Below are 22,819 nucleotides of genomic sequence, written 5' to 3' on the forward strand. Positions count from 1 at the left end.
CTGTAGAGCCGAGCCATGCTCGGCTTTCCGGGCACCGCCCGGAACCCGTTGCCGGCGCCCATGGCGCCGCAACGGACAGCCGCCGGGCATGGCCCGGCGCTACCGCCTCCCGCCAGGCCCTTCTCCAATAGCCAGTGAGCCCGCATGAGCGATAGCCCGCATCTCCCCGAAGCCTGCGACCTGCTCATCGAAGCCGGTTATGTCGTTCCGATCGAGCCGCATGCGGTGGTGCTGGAAGACCACGCTGTGGCCGTGCGTGGCAGCGAAATCGTCGCCATCCTGCCGCGTGCCGAGGCGCGCGCGCGCTTCCGTGCCGCGCAGGTGGTCAGCCGTCCCGACGCGGCGCTGATGCCGGGGCTGGTGAACGCGCACACGCATAACCCGATGACCCTGCTGCGCGGCGTGGCCGACGATCTGCCGTTGATGACCTGGCTGCAGCAGCACATCTGGCCGGTGGAAGCGGCGGTGATCGGCCCCGAGTTCGTGGCCGACGGCACCACCCTGGCCATTGCCGAAATGCTGCGCGGTGGCACCACCTGTGCCAACGAAAACTACTTCTTCGGTGACGTGCAGGCTGCGGTCTACAAGAAACACGGTTTCCGCGCGCTGGTGGGCGCGGTCATCATCGATTTCCCCACCGCCTGGGCCAAGACCGATGACGAGTACTTCGCCAAGGCCGGCGAACTGCATGACCAGTGGCGCAGCGATCCGCTGATCGGCACGGCGTTCGCGCCGCATGCGCCGTACACCGTGAACGACGCCAATTTCGAGCGCGTGCGCATGCTGTCCGATCAGTTGGACATGCAGGTGCACCTGCACACCCATGAAACCGCGCAGGAAATCACCGATTCGATCAAGCTGTACGGCCAGCGCCCGCTGGCGCGGCTGGATCGGTTGGGCCTGGTCAACGACCGCCTGATCGCGGTGCACATGACCCAGCTGACCGATGCCGAAATCCACCTGTGCGCCGAGCGTGGCGTCAGCGTGGTGCACTGCCCGGAATCGAACCTGAAGCTGGCGTCGGGCTTCTGCCCGGCCTGCGCCCTGCAGCGCGCCGGGGTGAACCTGGCGATCGGCACCGACGGCTGCGCCAGCAATAACGACCTGGACATGTTCAGCGAGAACCGCACCGCGGCGATCCTGGCCAAGGCCGTGGCCGACGATGCCACCGCGCTGGACGCGGCCACCACGCTGCGCGCCTCCACCCTGGGTGGCGCGCGCGCGCTGGGCTTCGGCGAGCGCATCGGTTCGATCGAAGTAGGCAAGCAGGCCGACCTGGTCTGCGTCGACCTGTCCGCGCTGGAAACCCAGCCGCTGCACAACGTGCTGTCGCAGCTGGTGTACGCCACCGGCCGCCAGCAGGTCAGCGACGTCTGGATCGCCGGCAAGCCGAAGCTGGTGCAGCGCGAGCTGGTCGGCATGGACCTGCCGGGCATCATCGCCAATGCGCGCCAGTGGCGCGAGCGCATCCGCCATATCCGCGCCTGACCGACGGCGCCGCAAGGACTTCCCCATGACCGCCCCCCACGCATCCTCCAATTTCGATCAGGCCGAGCTGGACAAGTTCGCCGCGCTCGCCAACCGCTGGTGGGACGCCGATGGTCCGCAGAAGCCGCTGCATGCACTGAACCCGGTGCGCCTGCAGTACGTGGCCGACCGCGTGCCGCTGCGCGGCGCGCGCGTGCTGGATATCGGCTGCGGTGGCGGCCTGCTGAGCGAGGCGCTGGCCCAGGCCGGCGCTGACGTGACCGCGATCGACCTGGCCCCCGAGCTGGTGAAGGTGGCCCGCCTGCACGCGCTGGAAAGCGGTGCCAAGGTGGACTACCGGGTGCAGGCCGCCGAAGATCTGGCCGCCGAACAGCCGGGCAGCTTCGATGTGGTCACCTGCATGGAAATGCTCGAGCACGTGCCCGACCCGGGCGCGATCATCGAGGCCTGCAAGCGCCTGCTGAAGCCGGGCGGCCACCTGTTCCTGTCCACCATCAATCGCACCGCTGCTGCCTTCGCGGTGGCCATTGTCGGCGCCGAGTACGTGGCGCGGCTGCTGCCCAAGGGCACCCATCACTACCAGGAATTCATCAAGCCGGCCGAGCTGGCACGCTGGCTGCGCGAGGCCGACGTGCAGCTGGTCGATGTCAGCGGCATGGCCTACGAGCCGTGGCGCAATCATGCCCGCCTGAGCAGCCGCACCGACATCAACTACCTGGCCTACGCGGTCAAGCCGGAATGAGCGGCGCCTCGTTCCCGCGCGCGGTGCTGTTCGACCTGGACGGCACCCTGCTGGACAGTGCGCCGGACTTCGTCGCCACCTGCGATGCGATGCTGGCCGAACGTGGCCGCGCGCCGGTCGATCCGGCGCAGCTGCGCCCGGTGGTATCCAAGGGGTCGCGGGCGATGGTGGGCGCCGCCTTCCCGGATCTGGATGATGCGGCGCGTGATGCGCTGATTCCCGAGTTCCTGCAGCGCTACGAGGCCTTGATCGGCCAGCACGCGGTGCTGTTCGACGGCGTGGCCGGCATGCTGGCGGCGCTGGATACAGCTGGCGCCGTGTGGGGCATCGTTACCAACAAGCCCGAATACCTGGCCCGCCTGGTCCTGCCGCAGCACGGCTGGCAACAGCGCTGCGCGGTGCTGGTGGGCGGCGATACGCTGGCCGAACGGAAACCGCACCCGTTGCCGCTGCTGCACGCCGCGCAGGCGATCGGGGTGGCCGCCGCAGACTGCGTGTACGTGGGCGACGACGAGCGTGACATCATCGCGGCGCGTGCGGCCGGCATGCCATCGGTGGCGGCGCTGTGGGGCTACCGCCTGCACAGCGACGATCCGCTGGCCTGGCAGGCCGACGTGCTGGTGGAGAACGCCGAACTTCTGCAACTGGCCAGCCTGTGGCCGACCCGGCCGGCAGACCCGGCCCAGCCGTAAGGAACGATGTAGTGAGCAGTACCGCGTTGGAAAGCTTCCTCGACAAGTGGCGCAGCCGCTGGCCGGAATGGTCGGTGGCCGCGCCGTTCGTGGCCGAACCGCACCGCGATCTTGCGGTGGCGTGGTTTGCGCTGCTGCAGGAATTCGACGACATGCTCAACACCAGCGGCGACCCGCTGCCGGCCGACGCCAAGCTGGCGTGGTGGGGCGAGGAGCTGCGCAGTTGGGCCGGGCAACGCTCGCGCCACCCGCTGGGGCGCCTGCTGGAGCCGGTGCGCGCGCCGTGGGCCCAGCTGGCCGAGGCGCTGCCGGATCTGGTCGAGGCGCGCACGGTCGCCCTGGATGCTGCCGGCGCCGAGCGCGCGCTGGCCAACTACGCTGACGCCGTGGCTGCGGTGGAAGCAGTGCTGTTCAACGACACCCTGCGCAAGGGGGCGGGCCGTGCCGTGCAGCTGCAGACCCTGGCCCAGCGCCTGCAGGACGCCGGCGTGGCCGGTGTGCCCCGCAGCCTGCTGGACGAGGACGCCAGCAACGCCAGCCAGCGCTGGGCGCAGCATCTGCTGAAGGGGTGGGGAACCCGCGTACCCGGCCCGCGCCCGCGCCGGATCTGGTCCAGCCTGGCCCGCGCCCGAGTCGCCGCACAGGCGGCAGGCAAGCCGATCGAAGCGACCCCGGTACGCACGCTGCTGCGCGTGTGGTGGGCCGCGCGCGGCTGATCGCTTCTGGTAGGTGCGGACCTTGGTCCGCACGCTCTGCGGGATTGTGCCGACCAAGGTCGGCACCTACCCAATCGCATTGCAGTAGATCCACGCCATGCGTGGATGAATGCCAGGTCCGCACGCGCTGCGGGATTGTGCCGACCAAGGTCGGCACCTACCAAATCGCATTGCAGTAGATCCACGCCATGCGTGGATGAATGTCGGGTCCGCACGCGCTGCGGAATGGTGCCGACCAAGGTCGGCACCTACCAAGGTCGGCGCCGCTCACGCGCATTGCGCGCGTTACTTCCGTTCCAGCACCAGCAACGGGTCGATGCGGGTGTCGAACCAGTTCATGCCCCAGTGCAGGTGCGGGCCGGTAGCGCGGCCGGTAGCACCCACAGCGGCAATCACCTGGCCCTGCTCGACACGATCGCCCACCTTTACGTCGATGCGTGACAGGTGCAGGAAGTTCGAACTGATGCCGTAGCCATGGTCGATCAGCAGCGTGCCGCCGGTCAGGTACAGGTCCGGGCCGGCGAAGGTGACCACGCCGGCCGCCGGCGCTTTGACCGGGGTGCCGGTGGGCACCGCGATATCCATGCCGGAATGGCCCGCACCCGGTTGGCCGTTGTACACGCGGGCATTGCCGAAGCGGCCGCTGATGCGGCCCTGCACCGGCCAGATGAAGGTCTGGGTGAAGTCGGTGCGGTTGTCATCGCGGGCGCGCGCTGCCGTTACCTGTGCCTGTTCGCGCTTGATGCGCTCGGCAATCGCCGGCGGTGGATTGACCGTCTTCGGCGGTACGCCGTTCACCCGTTCGGTGGGCCAGTCGCGCGGGGTGACGGTGATCGTGGCGGTCTCGCTGCCGCCATCCGGGCGCTGCACCTGCACCTGCAGCGGCCCCTTTTCATCGCGCCCGATGCCGAACACCACGCTGCCATAGTTGCTCACGCGCAGGTCGCGTCCGGCATAACGTACGCGGCTGCCGGCCGGCACCTTGCCGATCACCATGGCGCCCTGCGAGGCGCTGGCCGGGAACACCACGCGGCTGTCGATCAGGCTGCCGATGCCATCCTGCGCCTGTGCCGGTGGCGCGTGGAACAGGGGCGCGGCCAGCAGCAGCGCCCCCAACAGAAGTGCCGAACGCATCAGCGGTCGTAGGTCATGCGCTGGCCGGCCGGTTCGCCCACCAGGTTGCTGCCGTCCCACACCAGCTGCCCGTTGACCCAGGTCGAGGCCACGCGCGAGCGGAACGTGGTGCCTTCGAACGGCGACCAGCCGCACTTGGACAGCACGTCCTCGCGCTTGACGGTGAACGGCACGTCCTCGACCAGCACCAGATCGGCAAAGTAGCCTTCGCGCAGGAAGCCGCGTTCTTCCACGTCGAACAGCTGCGCCGGGGCGTGGGCGAACTTCTGCACCACCTGCTCGCGGGTCAGCTTGCCTTCGTGCACGCGCTCCAGTGCGGCCACCAGTGCGTACTGCACCAGCGGCAGGCCCGACGGCGCCTGCGCATAGGGCTTCTGCTTCTCTTCCCAGGTATGCGGGGCATGGTCGGTGGCCAGCACGTCCAGCACATCGTCAGCCAGCGCGGCGGTGATCGCCTCGCGGTCGGACACTTCCTTGATGGCCGGGTTGCACTTGATCAGGTTGCCCTTGGTCGCGTAATCCGGGCGCGCGAAGTGCAGGAAGTGCACGCAGGTTTCGGCGGTGATCTGCTTGCGGCTGCCGTCGGCGCGGATCAGCGGACCCTTCTCGAACAGCGCCAGTTCGTCGGCGGTGGAAATGTGCAGCACGTGCAGGCGGGTGCCGTGCTTGCGTGCCAGCGACATGGCCAGGCGGGTGGACTTGATGCAGGCCTCGCGCGAACGGATGTCCGGGTGCATGTCCGGGGTCAGCGCGTCGCCGTACTTTTCCTGGAAGGCCTTCAGGTTGGCATCGATCATCGGCGTGTCTTCGCAGTGCGTGATGATCGGGGTGGGGCACTCGCGGAAGATCGCATCCAGCGTGTCCGGGTCGTCCACCAGCATGTTGCCGGTGGACGCGCCCATGAACACCTTCACGCCCGGCGCCTTCTTCGGGTCCAGGGCGCGGATCGCTTCCAGGTTGTCATTGCTGGCGCCGTGGTAGAAACCATAATTGGCCCAGGCGCGGCCGCGGGCCAGTTCGTACTTGGCTTCCAGGATGGTCGAATCCAGCGTGGGCGGATTGGTGTTGGGCATGTCCATGAAGCTGGTCAGGCCGCCGGCCACGGCCGCCGCCGATTCGCTGGCGATGTCGCCCTTGTGGGTCAGGCCCGGCTCGCGGAAATGCACCTGGTCATCGATCATGCCCGGCAGCAGCCAGCGACCGGCCGCGTCCACCACCTGTTCGCCGTCGCGCGGGGCCAGCCCACTGCCGATCTGCGCGATGCGGCCGTTCTCGATGCGCAGGTCGCCGTCGAAGGTGCGGCCTTCGTTGACCATGCGGGCATTGGTGATGAGGGTGGAGGACATGTCAGTGTTTTCCTGTGCAGCGGCAAGAGGGGGCGTGGGAAGACTCGGGCACTGGATCGAAGCCGCCGGGATGGAACGGGTGGCAGCGGCCCAGGCGGCGTGCGGCCAGCCAGCTGCCGCGCAGCGCGCCGTGGCGGCCGATGGCCTCCATTGCGTATTCAGAACAACTGGGCACGAAACGGCAGCGCGGCCCCAGCAGGGGGCTGATGAAGCGCTTGTAGAAGCGCAGCAGGGCGATGAGCAGGCGCGAGATCACCCAGTCATCTTATGCCAGTTGGCATGAAGGCCGCATTTGTGCAGGATGGGCTGTTGGTCGCATGTCGCCGATGGCCTGCGACCGGTGCCGGTACCCTTGCAGGTGCTGGCCAGGTTCCGCACCGTGCAGGGCGGTCAGCTTGTTCGGACCGCCACGTTGGGCCCGCTGGCTCCAGGACTGAATGGAGCAGGCCCCCAAGGTTGCTGCTGCCGGTCGGGTAGGCTATAAAGGCCCGCTTTCCCGGGCCCCGGGGAATCCAAGGAAGAGCGTTTCGTGGCTGCTAAAAAAACTGCAAAGAAGGCCGTCAAGGCCGCCAAGAAAACCGCCAAGCCTGTTGTGAAGAAGTTGGCGGCCAAGCCCGTTGCCCCGAAGTCGGCCAGCAAGCCGGCGGCGAAGGCGGCATCCTCGCAACCGGCGGCCAGGAAGGCCACCGCAAAGAAAGCCCCGGCCAAGGCCAGCAAGCCCGCAGTTGCCAAGAAGGCGGCGCCGGCCAAGGCCAAGCCTGCAGCCGCGGCAAAGAAGGCACCGGTGGCGAAGAAGACCGCCGCCAAGGCTGCCCCGGTAAAGAAGGCCGCTGCCAAGCCGGCGCCCAAACCGGTCGCCAAAAAGGCCGCGCCCAAGCCGGCACCGAAGCCGGTGGCCAGCAAGGGGGCTGCCAAGCCCGCCGTAAAGCCCGCCGCGAAGAAGGCGGCTGCCGCTAAACCGGCGCCCGCACCTGCCGCTGTAAAGAAAGCCACGAAGAATGTTGCCACGCCGGCTGCCAAGCCGGCCCCGGCCCCCGTAGTGAAGTCCGCACCGAAGCCTGCCGCCAAGCCGGCTCCGGCCAAGCCTGTCCCGGCCAAGACCGCCCCCGCGGTGGCTGCCCCTCCGGCTCCCAAGCCGGCCACGGCCGCCGCCCCGGTTGCATCGAAGGCCCCGCAATCCAAGAATCCCGTGCCCGTTTCGAAATCGCCTGCCAAGACCGCCGTGAAATCTGCCGTGAATCCTGATACCGCTCCGAAGACCGTGTCGCGCCCCGTCGGCAAGGTTGCCGTGGCTGTGACCGCCCGTTCGGCGGCGCCGGCCCCGCGCAGCAAGTACAAGGTCATCGAATACAAGACCGACGAGGCCACTGGCCGCCCGATCCTGCCGGCTGGCTACAAGCCGTCCTCGGAAGAGGAATACATGAGCTCGCTGCAGCAGGAGTACTTCCGTCAGCGCCTGCAGAACTGGCGTGGTGACCTGGTGGAAGAATCCAAGCAGACCATCGAGAACCTGCGTGAGGAAGTGCGTGACATCGGCGACGAAGCCGAGCGTGCGACCCGCGAGACCGAGAACTCGCTGGAACTGCGCACCCGTGACCGCTACCGCAAGCTGATCGGCAAGATCGACAGCACCCTCAAGCGCCTGGAAGCCGGTGATTACGGCTACTGCGTGGACACCGGTGAAGAAATCGGCCTGGAGCGCCTGGAAGCGCGCCTGACCGCCGAGCGCACCATCGACGCCCAGGAGCGTTGGGAGCACCTGCAGAAGCAGCAGGGCGACTGATTCCAGATCGTTGTGTGGTCATGCGAAAAACCCGGCCTTGGCCGGGTTTTTTGTCTGTAGCGTCGAGCCATGCTCGGCTGCCTGGCTCTTGTAGAGTCGAGCCATGCTCGACTGCCTGGTTCTTGTAGAGTCGAGCCATGCTCGACTGGCGCTTCTGAAAAGCAGTCGAGCATGGCTCGACTCTACAAAAGCGCGCTCATTGCAGGTCGCGCAGATTCAGCTTGCGCAGCGTCGGGTTTTTCCACGCGGTGATGCCGGCCACGCCGAGCACCGCGCAGCCGCCCAGCACCACCGCGGGCACCAGGCCGAGCAGCTTGGCCATCGTGCCGGCATAGAACGCGCCCAGTTCATTGGACGAACTGATGAAGATCCCGTTGATGGAAGACACCCGCCCGCGCATTTCCTCGGGCGTGGCCAACTGCAGGATGGTCGAGCGCACCACCACCGACACGCCGTCGAAGGCCCCGTAGAACAGCAGGATCAGCGCCGACAGCCAGAAGTGCTGGGACAGGCCGAAGCTGACCACGCACAGGCCGAACCCGGCCACGGCGAACAGCAGCACACGCCCGGCGTTCTTCTGCAGCGGGTGGCGGGCCAGCCACAGGCCCACCGCGATCGACCCCAGTGCCGGTGCCGCGCGCAGGATGCCCAGCCCTTCCGGGCCGTGGTGCAGGATCTCCTGCAGGAAGGCCGGCAGCATCGCCACCACGCCGCCCAGCAGTACCGAGAACATGTCCAGCGCCATCGCGCCAACCATGATGCGGTTGCCGACCACGAAGCGGGCACCTTCGGCGATGCTCTTGAAGATCGGCGCGGCCGGGCCGTCATGCACCGGTTCGCTCACTTTCAGCGTGGCCAGGCAGCCCAGCGCGACCAGCGCGAAGCCGGTGGCCACGGCATAGGACAGGCCTTTGCCGCCCCAGCCGACCAGGATGCCGCCCAGCGCAGGGCCCACCACCATGCCCGACTGGAACACCACGCTGCCCAGTCCGGCGCCGCGCGCGAACTGCTCGCGGGCCAGCACGCGCGCGAACAGCGCGTTGTAGATGGGGGACAGGAAGGCGCGCACCATGCCGGTCAGGGCGATGGCCGCATAGATCGGCCAGACGCCGTGGAAGGGCAGCCAGCCCTTCGCCACGCAGGTCAGCACGATGGCCGTGGCCACCAGCCCGGCGCAGGCGACCATGCCCAGCCGACGGCGCGGCAGGTGGTCGACCAGGTAACCGGCAAACGGCGCCACGCAGAAGAACGGCAGCACCTCGGCCAGGCCGACCAGGCCCAGCGAGAACGGGTTGCGGGTGACTTCGTAGATGTGCCACCCGACGGTGACGGCCACCACCTGGTAGGACAGCATGGCGAAGATGCGGTAGGCCAGCAGCTTGGCAAAGCCGGGCCGGCCCAGCAGGGCCAGCGCGCCTTCGTCTGCGGTGGTGGCCGCGCTCACGACGGGTCGCGCTGCAGCTGGGCCTGCGCGGTCTCGCGGATGAAGGCCAGCATCGCCGCCACGCCGTTGCTGCGGGTGGGCGAGAGGTGGCGGGCCAGGCCGATGTCCTGGATGTAGCTGGGTTCGGTGGCCAGGATTTCCTGCGCCGAGCGGCCCGAGTACACGCGCAGGGCCAGGAAGATCAGGCCCGACACGATGGCCGAATCACTGATGGCGTGGAAGCGCAACGACTGCGCATTGCCTTCCGGCACGATCCACACCATCGACTGGCAGCCCAGCAGGCGGTGTTCTTCGGTCTTCCATTCTTCCGGGAAGGTCGGCAGCTTGCGGCCCAGGTCGATCAGGTACTGGTAGCGTTCGGACCAGTCGCCGAAGAAGGCGAACTCTTCGGCAATGGCGCTCTGCGCCTCGGCGGCGGTGGGTTCAAGCGGGAACGGGGAGTCGGTCACAACGGTCTCTGCAGTGGGGGCGTGGCCGGGGGCGCCGGCCACGGGGCAGGGCGGTCAGGCGCGCTTGCGCACCCAGCGCACGCCCTGCGGGGTGTCTTCCAGCACGATGCCTTCGGCGGCCAGCTGGTCGCGGATGGCGTCGGAACGGGCGAAATCACGGGCCTGCTTGGCAGCGGCACGCTCGTCGATCAGGCCCTGGATGCGCGCATCGTCGTCACCTTCGCTGGCGGCGGTGCCGAACCACTGCGCCGGGTCGGCCTGCAGCAGGCCCAGCGCCAGGCCCGCACCCAGCAGCTCGCTCTTCAGGCGTGCGCGCTCGGACGGGTCGGTGGCGCGGCGCGCCTCGCCGGCAATGCGGGCCACTTCGGCCAGGGCCTGCGGGGTGTTCAGGTCATCATCCAGCGTGGCTTCGACCGCCGCCGGGATCGACGCGGCGGCGTCCACGTCGACCAGGTCGCGCAGGGTGCCGTACAGGCGGTCCAGGGTGCGCGCGGACTGTTCGATCAGCGCATCGGACCAGTCCAGCGGCTGCCGGTAGTGCGCCGACAGCAGGGCCAGGCGCAGCGCTTCGGGCGGGTGCTGGCGCACCAGGTCGTGCACGCGCTCGATGTTGCCCAGCGACTTGCTCATCTTGGCGCCGCCGAAGTTGAGCATGCCGTTGTGCAGCCAGAAGCGGGCGAAGATCTTGCCGCCGTGGGCGCATTCGCTCTGCGCGATCTCGTTTTCATGGTGCGGGAACTGCAGGTCCACGCCGCCGGCGTGGATGTCGATGGTCTCGCCCAGGTGGGCGGCGGCCATCGCCGAGCATTCGATGTGCCAGCCCGGGCGACCGCGGCCCCACGGCGATTCCCAGCCGGGCAGGTCGTCGCTGGACGGCTTCCACAGCACGAAATCGCCGGCATCGCGCTTGTACGGGGCCACCTCGACGCGGGCGCCCGCCAGCATTTCCTCCGGATCGCGGCGCGAGAGCTTGCCGTAGCCGTCGAAGCTGGCCACCGCGAACAGCACGTGGCCCTCGGCGGCATAGGCATGGCCGTTTTCGATCAGCTGCTCGATCATGCTGATGATCTGCGGCATGTGCGCGGTCACCTCCGGCTCGATGTCCGGCGGCACCACGCCCAGCGCGGCCATGTCTTCACGGTAGGCCGCTGCGAACTTGTCGGTGATGGTGCTGATCGGCACGCCCTGCTCGCGGGCGGCGGTGTTGATCTTGTCGTCCACGTCGGTGATGTTGCGGGCGTAGCGCAGGGCGCCGAAGCGGCGCCGCAGCAGGTCGGCCAGCACCCCGAACACCACCGGGCCACGGGCGTTGCCGATGTGCACGTAGTTGTAGACCGTCGGGCCGCACACATACAGGGTCGGACAGGCCGGGTCGATCGGGGTGAACGGTTCGAGCTGGCGAGTCAGGTTGTTGTGCAGGCGCAGGGTCATGGGGATCGGGGTGGGGGACAAGCGTGTGATTTTAGAACGTGTCGGGGCCCTTTGGGGGCGCCGGGGCCCACCGGCGGGCGGGGTGGGGTGGGCAGGAGCAGCGCGGACGGGTAATGTTCAGCCCCTTGCGGTCGTCACTGCCTACACTATTGCCGTGCCCTTCCTTCCGTCGCCAATGAAAACCACCGCGTTGCTGACCCTGGCCTGCCTGTCGGCGGCGCCGCTCGTGGTCCAGGCCCAGGAGGCCGAGCCGCGCAACCGGGTGGTGATCGTGGAGAACGTGAAGTTCGACTACGCGCAGGTGCTGAACGTCGAGCCGGTGTTCCAGACCCTGCGCGCCACCCGTACCGAAGAACACTGCGAACCCGTTTCCACCCGCACCCTGGCCCCGGTGAACGTGACCGGCGAGGAGCCGGTGGAGGACAAGGGCCGGATCGGCCGCTTCTGGGACTCGGTGCGCTCGATGTTCAAGCGCAGCGACGAGGAGGCCGCCGACGAGGTGGCCGCCGAGAACCCGGCCCCGGCGCCGGCCAACAATGGCCCCATGCTGACCCGCGACTGCCGCATCGTGCCGGTGGGCCGCGAGTTCCGCCGCCCCATCGCCTACGACGTGGATTACGTCTACAAGGGCACCAAGTACCGCTCGCGGCTGCCGGAAGACCCCGGCAACCGGCTGAAGATCCGGGTTTCGATCACCCCGTGGGTCGGCGCCGACCAGACCGCCGGGGCTTCGCCCTGATTCTGCGACGCCTGCCCCTTGCGCAGGCCCCCCGCCCATGCAAAGATGTTCGGCCATGAAGCTCACCGACTTCCAGCACGACAGCAGCGCCGCCCGCCAGGCCACTGGCATGACGTCGCGTGCCCGTCGACCGGAACCCCACATTTCCGCTGGGTAACCGGAGCTTTCTGCTGTTCGTCCGAAAAAAACCCAGCCCGCCGGCTGGGTTTTTTCGTTTCCGCGTCCTGAAAGCTTCATCTGCAACCATTCCGCACCACCCTGTTTGCCGGTTTTCCCTTCCACCGCGCCGCAGCCCGGCGCCGCCACGCAAGGAAAGATGATGTCCCCCAAGCACTTCCTGAACACCCAGGACTGGAGCCGCAGCGAGCTTGACGCCCTGCTGACCCAGGCCGAGCTGTTCAAGCGCAACAAGATCGGCGACCAGCTCAAGGGCAAGTCGATCGCGCTGGTGTTCTTCAACCCCTCCATGCGCACCCGCACCAGCTTTGAACTGGGCGCGTTCCAGCTGGGCGCGCACGCCGTGGTGCTGCAGCCGGGCAAGGATGCGTGGCCGATCGAGTTCAACCTCGGTACGGTGATGGATGGCGATACCGAAGAACACATCGCCGAAGTGGCCAAGGTGCTGGGCCGTTACTGCGACATCATCGCCGTGCGTGCGTTCCCCAAGTTCGTGGACTGGGCCTACGACCGCCAGGACATCGTCCTCAACAGCTTCGCCAAGTACTCGCCGGTGCCGGTCATCAACATGGAGACCATCACCCACCCGTGCCAGGAACTGGCCCACATCATGGCCCTGCAGGAGCACTTCGGCACGCAGGACCTGCGCGGCAAGAAGTACGTGCTGACCTGGACCTACCACCCCAAGCCGCTGAACACCGCCGTGGCCAACTCGGCGCTGACCATCGCCACGCGCATGGGCATGGACGTGACCCTGCTGTGCCCGACCGCCGACTACATCCTGGACGAGCGCTACATGGGCTGGGCCGAACAGAACGTGGCCGAGAGCGGCGGTTCGCTGAAGGTCAGCCATGACATCGACAGCGCCTACGCCGGTGCCGACGTGGTCTACGCCAAGAGCTGGGGCGCGCTGCCGTTCTTCGGCAACTGGGAGCCGGAAAAGCCGATCCGCGACCAGTACAAGCACTTCATCGTCGACGAACGCAAGATGGCGCTGACCAACAACGGTGTGTTCAGCCACTGCCTGCCGCTGCGCCGCAACGTGAAGGCCACCGATGGCGTGATGGATTCGCCGCAGTGCATCGCCATCAACGAAGCCGAGAACCGACTGCACGTGCAGAAGGCAATCATGGCCGCGGTTGCCGGTCGCTGAGAACAATCAGTCGAGCATGGCTCGACTCTACGAAGACGAAGTCGGGCATGGCCCGGCGCTACCCCACCTGATTGGACATTACCCCCATGAGCAACAAAGACGTCGTTCTCGCCTTCTCCGGCGGCCTGGATACCAGCTTCTGCGTGCCTTACCTGCAGGAGCGCGGCTACAACGTGCACACCGTGTTCGCCGATACCGGCGGCGTGGATGATGAAGAGCGCGATTTCATCGAAAAGCGTGCCGCCGAACTGGGCGTCACCAGCCACGTGACCGTCAACGGTGGCCCGGCCATCTGGGAAGGCTTCGTCAAGCCGTTCGTGTGGGCCGGCGAAGGCTACCAGGGCCAGTACCCGCTGCTGGTGTCCGACCGTTACCTGATTGTCGACGCCGCGCTGAAGCGTGCTGCCGAACTTGGCACCAACATCATCGCCCACGGCTGCACCGGCATGGGCAACGACCAGGTCCGCTTCGACCTGGCCGTGAAGGCCCTGGGTGACTACCAGATCATCGCGCCGATCCGCGAGATCCAGAAGGAGCACACCCAGACCCGCGCCTACGAGCAGAAGTACCTGGAAGAGCGCGGCTTCGGCGTGCGCGCCAAGCAGCAGGCCTACACCATCAACGAGAACCTGCTGGGCGTGACCATGTCCGGCGGCGAGATCGACCGTTGGGAAGCACCGGGCGAGGGCGCCCGTGGCTGGTGCTCGCCGCGCAGCGAGTGGCCGGAGCAGGCGCTGACCGTCACCCTGAAGTTCGTGGAAGGCGAAGCTGTCGAACTGAACGGCAAGGCCCTGCCGGGCGACCAGATCCTGGCCCAGCTGAACAAGCTGTTCGCCCCGTATGGTGTCGGCCGTGGCGTCTACACCGGCGACACCGTGATCGGCCTGAAGGGCCGCATCGTGTTCGAAGCCCCGGGCCTGGTCTCGCTGCTGGCCGCGCACCGCGCGCTGGAAGATGCCGTGCTGACCAAGCAGCAGAACCGCTTCAAGCCGGACGTGGCGCGCAAGTGGGTGGAGCTGGTGTACGAAGGCTTCTACCACGACCCGCTGAAGACCGACATCGAAGCGTTCCTGAAGTCCTCGCAGGCCAAGGTGAACGGCGAAGTGGTGCTGGAAACCCGCGGTGGCCGCGTCGACGCGGTGGCGGTGAAGTCGCCGCACCTGCTCAACACCAAGGGTGCCACCTACGCGCAGTCGGCCGACTGGGGCGTGGAAGAAGCCGAAGGCTTCATCAAGCTGTTCGGCATGAGCTCGACCTTGTATGCGCAGGTGAACCGCGGCTAAGCCGCGATCGATGCGCACGTGCGCCCTTCACTTCGAAGGGCGCGCTGCACCAGACGCGATTCGGTAGCGCCGGGCCATGCCCGGCGGAATTCCACAGGAACTGTTGATTCATGCTTGAACAGACGCTCAACCACCTGCAGGCCCTGGTGTCCTTCGACACCCGCAACCCGCCGCGTGCGATCACCACCGGTGGCATCTTCGATTACCTGCGCGACCATCTGCCCGGCTTCAATGTCGAGGTGATCGACCACGGCGCCGGTGCGGTCAGCCTGTACGCGGTGCGCGGTACGCCGAAGTACCTGTTCAACGTGCATCTGGATACCGTGCCCGATTCGCCGCACTGGAGTGCCGATCCGCACGTGATGCGCCGCCTGGACGACCGTGTGGTCGGTCTGGGCGTGTGCGATATCAAGGGCGCGGCCGCCGCGCTGGTGGCCGCGGCCAATGCCAGCGATGGCGATGCCGCGTTCCTGTTCTCCAGCGACGAAGAAGCCAACGATCCGCGCTGCATTGCCGCGTTCCTGGCCCGTGGGCTGCCCTACGAGGCGGTGCTGGTGGCCGAACCGACCATGAGCGAGGCGGTGCTGGCGCACCGTGGCATCAGCTCGGTGCTGATGCAGTTCGCCGGCCGCGCCGGCCATGCCTCGGGCAAGCAGGATGCCGCCGCCAGCGCGCTGCACCAGGCGATGCGCTGGGGCAACCGCGCGCTGGACCATGTGGAATCGCTGGCGTCGGCGCGCTTCGGTGGCCTGACCGGCCTGCGCTTCAATATCGGCCGCGTGGAAGGTGGCATCAAGGCCAACATGATCGCGCCGGCCGCCGAGGTGCGCTTTGGCTTCCGCCCGCTGCCGTCGATGGATATCGATGCGCTGCTGGCGACCTTCGCTGGTTTTGCCGAACCGGAGGCTGCGCTGTTCACCGAAACCTTCCGCGGCCCCAGCCTGCCGGCCGGCGATATTGCCGAAGCCGAGCACCGCCGCCTGCTGGCGCGCGACGTGGCCGATGCGCTGGACCTGCCGATCGGCAACGCGGTGGATTTCTGGACCGAAGCCTCGCTGTTCTCGGCCGGTGGCTACACCACGCTGGTGTTCGGCCCGGGTGACATCGCCCAGGCGCATACCGCCGATGAGTTCGTGACGCTGGACCAGCTGCAGCGCTATACCGACGCCGTGCACCGCATCATCGCCGCCGGCGCCTGATTCTTCCCTTTCCGACGAAACCGAAATGTCTCCTGCCCTCCAGCCCCACCGCCAGACCCGCCAGACCATCGTGCGCCTGCTTTCCAGCATGGCCAGCGCGAAGGAGATCAGCCAGTACCTCAAGCGCTTTTCGCAGTTGGATGCCAAGCGCTTCGCTGTGGTGAAGGTCGGCGGTGCCGTGCTGCGCGACGATCTTGAAGCACTGACGTCCTCGCTGTCCTTCCTGCAGGAAGTGGGCCTGACCCCGATCGTGCTGCACGGCGCCGGCCCGCAGCTGGACGCGGAACTGTCCGCCGCCGGCATCGAGAAGCAGACGGTCAACGGCCTGCGCGTGACCTCGCCGGAAGCCCTGGCCATCGTGCGCCGGGTGTTCCAGCAGTCCAACCTGCGCCTGGTCGAAGCCCTGCAGCAGAACGGTGCGCGTGCCACCTCCATCACCGGCGGCGTATTCGAGGCCGAGTACCTGGACCCGGACACCTACGGTCTGGTGGGCGAAGTGAAGAAGGTCAACCTGGCGCCGATCGAGGCCAGCCTGCGTGCCGGCTCCATTCCGGTTATCACCAGCCTGGGTGAGACCGCCGGTGGGCAGATCCTGAACGTCAACGCCGACTTCGCCGCCAACGAGCTGGTGCAGGAACTGCAGCCCTACAAGATCATCTTCCTGACCGGCACCGGCGGCCTGCTGGACGAGCAGGGCACGGTGATCGATTCGATCAACCTGTCCACCGAGTACGACCACCTGATCGCGCAACCGTGGATCCACGGTGGCATGAAGGTGAAGATCGAACAGATCAAGGACCTGCTGGATCGCCTGCCGCTGGAATCGTCGGTGTCGATCACCCGTCCGGCCGACCTGGCCAAGGAACTGTTCACCCACAAGGGCTCGGGCACGCTGGTGCGCAAGGGCGAAAAAGTGCTGCGCGCCACCGAATGGAGCGAGCTGGACCTGCCGCGCCTGAAGGGCCTGATCGAATCCAGCTTCGGTCGCACGTTGGTGCCCGATTACTTCCAGAAGACCCGCCTGCTGCGCGCCTATGTGAGCGAGAACTACCGCACCGCGGTCATCCTCACCGACGAGGCCGAGGGCGTGTACCTGGACAAGTTCGCCGTGCTGGACGATGCGCAGGGCGAAGGCCTGGGCCGCGCGGTGTGGAACGTGATGCTGGAAGAAACCCCGCAGCTGTTCTGGCGCTCGCGCCACGGCAACCCGATCAACCACTTCTATTACGCCGAATCCGACGGCTGCTACAAGCAGGACCAGTGGAAGGTGTTCTGGTTCGGTGCCGATGGCATCGACCGCATCAAGACCTATGTCGACCATTGCGCCCAGCGCACGCCGAGCCTGCAGGGCTGAGCCATGACGCCTGCCGACGCCTGGAAGAGCGTTCCCACCCTGCGCGGCCAGCATGTGCTGCTGGAGCCGCTGCAGGGTGCGCACGTTTCCGGCCTGGCCGCGGCGCTGGAAGGCAGCGGCCTGGACCAGCTCTGGTACACCCAGGTGCCGCCGCCGCAGCGGGCAGGGCAGTACGTGCAGGCCGCGCTGGACGCGCAGGCCGAAGGCAAGGTGCTGCCGTTCGTGGTCCGTGATGCGGCCGGCGACATCGTCGGCAGTACGCGCTTCTACGGCCTGGAAGCGGATGTTCCCACGCTCAGCCTGGGGTACACCTGGTACGCGCCGCGCGTGCAGCGCAGCGGGGTGAACACCGAGGCCAAGCTGCTGTTGCTGCAGCACGCCTTCGAGGTGATGGGCTGCATCAGCGTGGTGCTGGAAACCAGCTGGTTCAACCATGCCTCGCGCGCCGCCATCGCCCGCCTGGGCGCCAAGCAGGACGGCGTGCTGCGCAACCACAAACGGCATGCCGACGGCACGCCGCGTGACACCGTCATCTTTTCCATCATCGACGCGGAATGGCAGGGCGTGAAGCGCCACCTGCAGCACCGCCTGGACCAACACGCATGAACGATTCGACTTTCACCCTGGGCATTGTCGGTGCCCGCGGCCATACCGGTGCCGAGCTGATCAAGCTGGTCGCCGCCCACCCGCGCTTGAAGCTGGCCTTCGTGTCTTCGCGCGAGCGTGCCGGCCAGCGCCTGGCCGACCACCACCCCGAAGTGCAGGGCGACCTGCAGTACGAAAACCTGGATGCCGACGCGGTGGCCGCCAAGGGCGTGGATGCGGTGATCCTGGCCCTGCCCAATGGTCTGGCCGCGCCGTTCGTGGCCGCGCTGGACGCCGCCAGGCCGGATACCGTGATCGTCGATCTGTCGGCCGACTACCGCTTCGACAACGGCTGGTACTACGGCCTGCCGGAACTCACCCGCAGCCGCTACAGCGGCCAGAAGCACATCAGCAATCCGGGCTGCTACGCCACCGCGATGCAGTTGGCCGTGCACCCGCTGCTGGACCTGCTGGCCGGCCCGCCGCAGTGCTTCGGTGTGTCCGGCTATTCCGGTGCGGGCACCAGCCCGTCGGACAAGAACAACGTGGACCTGCTGGCCGACAACCTGATGCCGTACGCGCTGACCAACCATGTGCACGAGCGCGAAGTGTCGGTGCAGCTGGGCGTGGCAGTGGAGTTCATGCCGCACGTGGCGCCGCACTTCCGTGGCATCACCCTGACCGCGAACCTGTGGTTGAACCAGGTGCAGACCCGCGAACAGATCGTCGCGCGTTTCCAGCAGGCCTACGCCGGCGAACCGCTGGTGGAGGTGGTGGACGAGGCCCCGTGGGTCAGCCGCATTGCCGGCCGCCACGGTGCCCAGGTCGGTGGCTTCACCGTGGCACCCGGTGGCAAGCGGGTGGTGGTGGTGGCCACCCTGGACAACCTGCTGAAGGGCGCGGCCACCCAGGCCATGCAGAACCTCAACCTTGCGCTGGGCATCGACGAACTGACGTCGATCCCGCACTGAACACGTATTACGGAGCCCCCCATGGCAGACCTTCTTTGGCAGAAGCCGGGCGTCGCGGTCGACGCACAGATCCAGACCTTCCTCGCCGGCGATGATGTGATCCTCGACCGCGAGTTCTTCCTGCACGACATCGCCGCCAGCGCCGCACACGCCGAAGGCCTGCAGCACGTCGGCATCCTCAGTGCCGACGAACTGGCCGGCCTGCTGCGCGAACTGGACCTGCTGGCGCAGGATTTCCGCGAAGGCCGTTTCGTGCTGGATACCCAGTACGAAGACGGGCATTCGGCCATCGAAGCACGCCTGACCGAACGCCTGGGCGATGCTGGGCGCAAGATCCACACCGGGCGCAGCCGCAACGACCAGATCCTGGTGGCCACCCGCCTGTGGCTGAAGGAAAAGCTGCAGCGCGTGGCCCATCTCAGTGCGGAAGTGGCCAAGGTCGCGCTGGACCGTGCCCAGGCCGAGAAGGACCTGCCGATTCCCGGCTACACCCACATCCAGCGCGCCGTGGTCTCGTCGGCGGGCATGTGGTGGGCCGGTTGGGCTGAAGCCTTCATCGACAACGCGGTGCGCGCGCGCGACACCCACGCGCTGGTGGATGCCAACCCGCTGGGTACCGCTGCCGGCTACGGCGTGAACCTGCCGCTGGACCGCGAGCACACCACCGCCGCGCTGGGCTTTGCACGCATGCAGGTGTCGCCGATCTATGCGCAGCTGTCGCGCGGCAAGTTCGAGCTGGCCGCCCTGGAAGCACTGGGCGGCGCAACGCTGGACCTGCGCCGCATCGCCTGGGATCTTTCGCTGTTCACCAGTGCCGAATTCGGCTTCGTCGCATTGCCGGCGCAGTACACCACCGGCAGCTCGATCATGCCCAACAAGCGCAACCCGGACGTGATCGAACTGATGCGCGCCACCCACGCCAGCGTGGCCGCGGCGCGTACCGAGATCGAGCAGCTGCTGTCGCTGCCGTCGGGCTACCACCGCGACCTGCAGTCGTCCAAGGGCGCCATCTTCCACGGCTTCGGTCGTGGCCTGGCCGCGCTGGAACTGCTGCCGGCGCTGCTGGCCAACCTGGAATGGCGTGACGACAAGCTGCGCGCGGCCATCGATTCGGGCATGTACGCCACCGACGTTGCGGTGGAAGCGGCCGTGGCCGGTGTGCCGTTCCGCGAGGCCTACAAGGCCGCCGCCGCCGGCGCCGACAGCGCAGGGCAGGGGCGTACCCCGGAAGGCAGCCTGGCCGCGCGCGTGTCGCCCGGTTCTGCCGCCGACCTGCGCCTGGACGAACTGCGCGCGCGCTGGCTGGCGCTGGCCTGATGGCGGGCATCGTTTACCTGGTCATGGCCCTGCGCCTGCCCACGTTCACCCAGGCCGCGGTGCAGCCGCACCTGGACTTCCTCGATGCATTGCGCGACCAGGGCCAGCTGCAGCTGACCGGTGGCTTCACCGATGGCAGCGGCGGCGCCTACGTGCTGTGCAACGTGGACAGCCTGGCGCAGGCCCAGGCCATCGTCGCCACCGATCCGCTGGTGACGATGCAGGCCTCGCAGTTGACCGTGCGCGAATGGCGTACCCGCTGAGACACCGCTGATGACACACCCCGCTGCCCACGTCGCCTCGCCGTTCCCCGAACAAGCGCTGCCGCCGTGGCGGCGCGCGGTGCTGAAGGTGGGGAGCAGTCTGCTGGCCGCCGATGGGGGTGGGCTGTCGCCGCGCCATGCGCTGGGGCTGGCCCAGTTCGTCTCGGCCCATGTGCTGGCCGGCCGTGAAGTGGTGATCGTCTCCTCCGGTGCCGTCGCGGCGGGGCGAGCGATCCTGCCGCGCGTGGATGAACCCGGTGCTGCCATGGCCGCCCGCCAGGCGCTGGCCGCATTGGGCCAGGCGCAGCTGATCGGCCTGTGGCAGCGTTTCTTCGAGCGGCCGGTGGCCCAGGTGCTGCTGACCCACGACGACCTGCGCAACCGCCGCCGTTACCTCAATGCGCGCGCCACGTTGAACGAGTTGTTGCGTCTGGGCGCACTGCCGGTGGTGAACGAGAACGACACCGTGTCGGTGGACGAACTCAAGCTTGGCGACAACGACAACCTGGCCGCCACGGTGGCCGCGCTGGTCGATGCCGATGCGTTGTTCATCGCCACCGACATCGACGGGCTGTACAGCGCCGACCCGCGCACGGTGGCCGACGCGCGGCCGCTGCACGACGTACCGGAGCTGACCGATGCCGTGCTGGCCATGGCCGGCGGTGCGGGCTCGCGTGCCGGTACCGGTGGCATGCGCACCAAGCTGGAGGCCGCCGCAAAGGCTGGTCGGCTGGGCATCGAAACCTACCTGTTCAACGGTCGCAGCGGTGACGTGGTGCGCGCGCTGACTCGCGATCGGCTGTTTGGCACGCGCATCCACGCTGCCCGCAGCCGTGAAGCGGCGCGCAAGCATTGGCTGCGGCACGCGCCGCTGGCCGAGGGCGCGATTCTGGTCGATGCCGGTGCTGCCCAGGCCATGCGCGAGAAGGGCGCTTCGCTGTTGCCCGGTGGCATTACCGGCGCCGACGGCGCGTTCCGTCGCGGTGACATGGTGCAGGTGTGCTGGAACAGTGATGCCGGGCGGGTCTGCGTGGCGCGCGGGGTCAGCCAGTACGCCGCCGACGATGTGCGCCGCATTGCCGGCCGCCACACGCGCGACATCCAGGCCGTGCTCGGCTACAACTACGGTGGCACGGTCGTGCACCGCGATGATCTGGTGCTGCCATGAACGAACTGCAGGACATCCCCATGAGTGAAATCGAAGCGCAGGCCCGGGCCTGCCGTGACGCGGCGACGGTGGTTGCCGGGCTGGACAGTGCGGCGCGCCGTGCGCTGCTGCTGTCCATGGCGCAGGCACTGGAAGTGAACGCCGGCCTGATCCTGGCCGGCAATGCACGCGACCTGGCTGCCGCACGGGAGAAAGGCGTGGGTACGGCGATGCTCGACCGCCTGGCGTTGGACCCGGCGCGGTTGTTCGGCATGGCCGAAGCGGTGCGCGAAGTGGCCGCGCTGCCCGATCCGGTCGGCCAGGTGACCCGCGACGATGTGCGCCCCAACGGTATCCGCGTGCAGAAGGTGCGCGTGCCGTTGGGCGTGATCGCGATGATTTACGAAGCACGCCCGAACGTGACCGCCGAGGCCGCTGCGCTGTGCCTGAAGGCGGGTAACGGGGTGATCCTGCGCGGTGGTTCAGAAGCGATCCATTCCAACACCGCCATCGCCCATGCGCTGGCCGGTGCGTTGAAGGCCAATGGCGTGCCGCCGGCAGCGGTGACCGTGCTGACCGATCTGCGCCGCGAGGCCATGCTGGCGTTGCTGCAGCTGCACGAGCTGATCGACCTGGCCATTCCGCGCGGCGGGGAAGGGCTGATCCGCTTCGTGGCCGAACACGCGCGGGTTCCGGTGATCAAGCACTACAAGGGTGTCTGCCATCTGTTCGTGGATGCCAGCGCTGATCTGGACAAGGCCGTTGCGCTGCTGGTGGATGGCAAGTGCAGCCGCCCGGCGGCCTGCAATTCGCTGGAAACGCTGCTGGTGCACCGTGATGTTGCCGATGCATTCCTGCCGCGTGCGGCGCAGGCGCTGGGCGAGCGCGGGGTGGAGCTGCGTGCCGACGCGCGGGCGCAGCCGTTGCTGCCGGGCAGCACGCTGGCCACCGATGACGACTATGCCGCGGAGTTCCTCGATCTGGTGCTGGCGGTGCGCGTGGTCGATGACCTGGACGCGGCAATCGCCCACATCCGCACGTATACCTCTGACCATACCGAAGTGATTGCTACCGAAGACGCCGGCCATGCCGAGCGCTTCGTCAACGCGCTGCGTTCGGCGGTGGTGATGGTCAACGCGTCTTCGCGTTTTTCCGATGGCGGCCAGTTGGGGCTCGGCAGCGAGATCGGCATTTCCACCACGCGCCTGCACGCGTATGGCCCGATGGGGCTGGAAGCGTTGACCGTCGAACGGTTCGTCGTACGCGGCGAAGGGCAGACCCGGTAGGGGGGTCGGCAGGGCCTGCGGCCCTGCACCTGCTGCAGGTCAACGGCAACGTCAACGTCAAAAGCGGGATATCCGTGGGATGGCGGGGCGGTGTCGGATCCCGTTGCTGCGCAACGGGCT

Annotated in this window: 22 protein-coding genes; 16 read left to right on the forward strand and 6 right to left on the reverse strand. The window is 67.8% G+C overall.

The genetic code is table 11. The annotated features are described in order from the left end of the window. Positions 1-144: 144 nt before the first annotated feature. Genes AC06FA_RS13840 through AC06FA_RS13855 form a run of 4 tightly spaced genes read left to right on the forward strand, consistent with a single transcriptional unit; the run spans position 145 to position 3,638 of the window. Complete coding sequence (locus AC06FA_RS13840; protein WP_478068796.1) at positions 145-1,488, forward strand: TRZ/ATZ family hydrolase; 1,344 nt, start codon at positions 145-147, stop codon at positions 1,486-1,488. 25 nt (positions 1,489-1,513) lie between these two features. Further along, positions 1,514-2,230 (forward strand): bifunctional 2-polyprenyl-6-hydroxyphenol methylase/3-demethylubiquinol 3-O-methyltransferase UbiG, encoded by a 717-nt coding sequence (gene ubiG, locus AC06FA_RS13845; RefSeq protein WP_478068797.1) that lies wholly within the window; start codon positions 1,514-1,516, stop codon positions 2,228-2,230. Further along, complete coding sequence (locus AC06FA_RS13850; RefSeq protein ID WP_478068798.1) at positions 2,227-2,922, forward strand: phosphoglycolate phosphatase; 696 nt, start codon at positions 2,227-2,229, stop codon at positions 2,920-2,922. The genes ubiG and AC06FA_RS13850 overlap by 4 nt, the downstream gene beginning before the upstream one ends. A gap of 11 nt (positions 2,923-2,933) precedes the next feature. Beyond that, complete coding sequence (locus tag AC06FA_RS13855; RefSeq protein WP_478068799.1) at positions 2,934-3,638, forward strand: squalene/phytoene synthase family protein; 705 nt, start codon at positions 2,934-2,936, stop codon at positions 3,636-3,638. Between the two features lie 285 nt (positions 3,639-3,923). On the opposite strand, the gene AC06FA_RS13860 is transcribed toward AC06FA_RS13855, so the two are convergent. From AC06FA_RS13860 to yidD, 3 genes are read right to left on the reverse strand one after another with little or no spacing between them, the layout of a single operon-like run. After that, on the reverse strand, positions 3,924-4,772 hold the full coding sequence (locus AC06FA_RS13860) for a M23 family metallopeptidase (protein ID WP_478068800.1): 849 nt from the start codon (positions 4,770-4,772) through the stop codon (positions 3,924-3,926). Continuing rightward, the gene (locus AC06FA_RS13865) at positions 4,772-6,118 is read right to left on the reverse strand and encodes a dihydroorotase (RefSeq protein ID WP_478068801.1); all 1,347 of its coding nucleotides are present in this window, start codon (positions 6,116-6,118) and stop codon (positions 4,772-4,774) included. The genes AC06FA_RS13860 and AC06FA_RS13865 overlap by 1 nt, the downstream gene beginning before the upstream one ends. Position 6,119: 1 nt before the next feature. Further along, positions 6,120-6,374, reverse strand: a complete 255-nt coding sequence (yidD, locus tag AC06FA_RS13870) for a membrane protein insertion efficiency factor YidD (protein WP_478068802.1) — start codon at positions 6,372-6,374, stop codon at positions 6,120-6,122. A gap of 273 nt (positions 6,375-6,647) precedes the next feature. Here yidD and dksA point away from each other — a divergent pair, with 273 nt between their 5' ends. Then, entirely contained in the window at positions 6,648-7,901 is a 1,254-nt protein-coding gene (gene dksA, locus AC06FA_RS13875; RefSeq protein ID WP_478068803.1) for an RNA polymerase-binding protein DksA, read from the forward strand. 196 nt (positions 7,902-8,097) lie between these two features. On the opposite strand, the gene AC06FA_RS13880 is transcribed toward dksA, so the two are convergent. Genes AC06FA_RS13880 through cysS form a run of 3 tightly spaced genes read right to left on the reverse strand, consistent with a single transcriptional unit; the run spans position 8,098 to position 11,225 of the window. Then, positions 8,098-9,345 carry an MFS transporter gene (locus AC06FA_RS13880; protein WP_478068804.1) on the reverse strand — a complete coding sequence of 416 codons (1,248 nt, stop codon included), beginning with the start codon at positions 9,343-9,345 and terminating at the stop codon, positions 8,098-8,100. Next, entirely contained in the window at positions 9,342-9,794 is a 453-nt protein-coding gene (locus tag AC06FA_RS13885; protein WP_478068805.1) for a SufE family protein, read from the reverse strand. The genes AC06FA_RS13880 and AC06FA_RS13885 overlap by 4 nt, the downstream gene beginning before the upstream one ends. 54 nt (positions 9,795-9,848) lie before the next feature. After that, positions 9,849-11,225, reverse strand: a complete 1,377-nt coding sequence (gene cysS / locus AC06FA_RS13890) for a cysteine--tRNA ligase (protein ID WP_478068806.1) — start codon at positions 11,223-11,225, stop codon at positions 9,849-9,851. A gap of 175 nt (positions 11,226-11,400) precedes the next feature. On the opposite strand from cysS, the gene AC06FA_RS13895 reads away from it, so the two are divergent. The 11 genes from AC06FA_RS13895 to AC06FA_RS13945 all read left to right on the forward strand — a co-directional run bounded on the left by AC06FA_RS13895 (position 11,401) and on the right by AC06FA_RS13945 (position 22,699). After that, the gene (locus AC06FA_RS13895) at positions 11,401-11,964 is read left to right on the forward strand and encodes a hypothetical protein (protein ID WP_478068807.1); all 564 of its coding nucleotides are present in this window, start codon (positions 11,401-11,403) and stop codon (positions 11,962-11,964) included. Positions 11,965-12,283: 319 nt separating this feature from the next. Further along, positions 12,284-13,294 (forward strand): N-acetylornithine carbamoyltransferase, encoded by a 1,011-nt coding sequence (locus AC06FA_RS13900; protein ID WP_312708065.1) that lies wholly within the window; start codon positions 12,284-12,286, stop codon positions 13,292-13,294. Between the two features lie 86 nt (positions 13,295-13,380). Then, complete coding sequence (locus AC06FA_RS13905) at positions 13,381-14,577, forward strand: argininosuccinate synthase (protein WP_014037860.1); 1,197 nt, start codon at positions 13,381-13,383, stop codon at positions 14,575-14,577. A gap of 110 nt (positions 14,578-14,687) precedes the next feature. After that, complete coding sequence (locus tag AC06FA_RS13910) at positions 14,688-15,776, forward strand: acetylornithine deacetylase (RefSeq protein WP_478068808.1); 1,089 nt, start codon at positions 14,688-14,690, stop codon at positions 15,774-15,776. A 25-nt stretch (positions 15,777-15,801) separates the two neighbouring features. Continuing rightward, entirely contained in the window at positions 15,802-17,130 is a 1,329-nt protein-coding gene (locus AC06FA_RS13915) for an acetylglutamate kinase (RefSeq protein ID WP_312708063.1), read from the forward strand. Positions 17,131-17,133: 3 nt separating this feature from the next. Beyond that, positions 17,134-17,736: a GNAT family N-acetyltransferase gene (locus AC06FA_RS13920; protein WP_478068809.1), complete on the forward strand. Its 603-nt coding sequence runs from the start codon at positions 17,134-17,136 to the stop codon at positions 17,734-17,736. After that, a complete protein-coding gene (gene argC / locus AC06FA_RS13925; protein WP_478068810.1) occupies positions 17,733-18,686 on the forward strand; it encodes an N-acetyl-gamma-glutamyl-phosphate reductase in 954 nt (317 codons plus the stop codon). Before AC06FA_RS13920 ends, argC begins: the two co-directional genes overlap by 4 nt. A gap of 21 nt (positions 18,687-18,707) precedes the next feature. Continuing rightward, positions 18,708-20,003, forward strand: a complete 1,296-nt coding sequence (argH, locus tag AC06FA_RS13930; protein ID WP_478068811.1) for an argininosuccinate lyase — start codon at positions 18,708-18,710, stop codon at positions 20,001-20,003. Continuing rightward, entirely contained in the window at positions 20,003-20,266 is a 264-nt protein-coding gene (locus AC06FA_RS13935) for a YciI family protein (protein WP_478068812.1), read from the forward strand. The genes argH and AC06FA_RS13935 overlap by 1 nt, the downstream gene beginning before the upstream one ends. 10 nt (positions 20,267-20,276) lie before the next feature. Next, entirely contained in the window at positions 20,277-21,434 is a 1,158-nt protein-coding gene (proB, locus tag AC06FA_RS13940; RefSeq protein WP_478068813.1) for a glutamate 5-kinase, read from the forward strand. Continuing rightward, a complete protein-coding gene (locus tag AC06FA_RS13945) occupies positions 21,431-22,699 on the forward strand; it encodes a glutamate-5-semialdehyde dehydrogenase (RefSeq protein WP_478068814.1) in 1,269 nt (422 codons plus the stop codon). The genes proB and AC06FA_RS13945 overlap by 4 nt, the downstream gene beginning before the upstream one ends. The last annotated feature ends 120 nt before the right edge of the window (positions 22,700-22,819 follow it).

The organism is Stenotrophomonas sp. Steno-C17, from assembly GCF_056393165.1.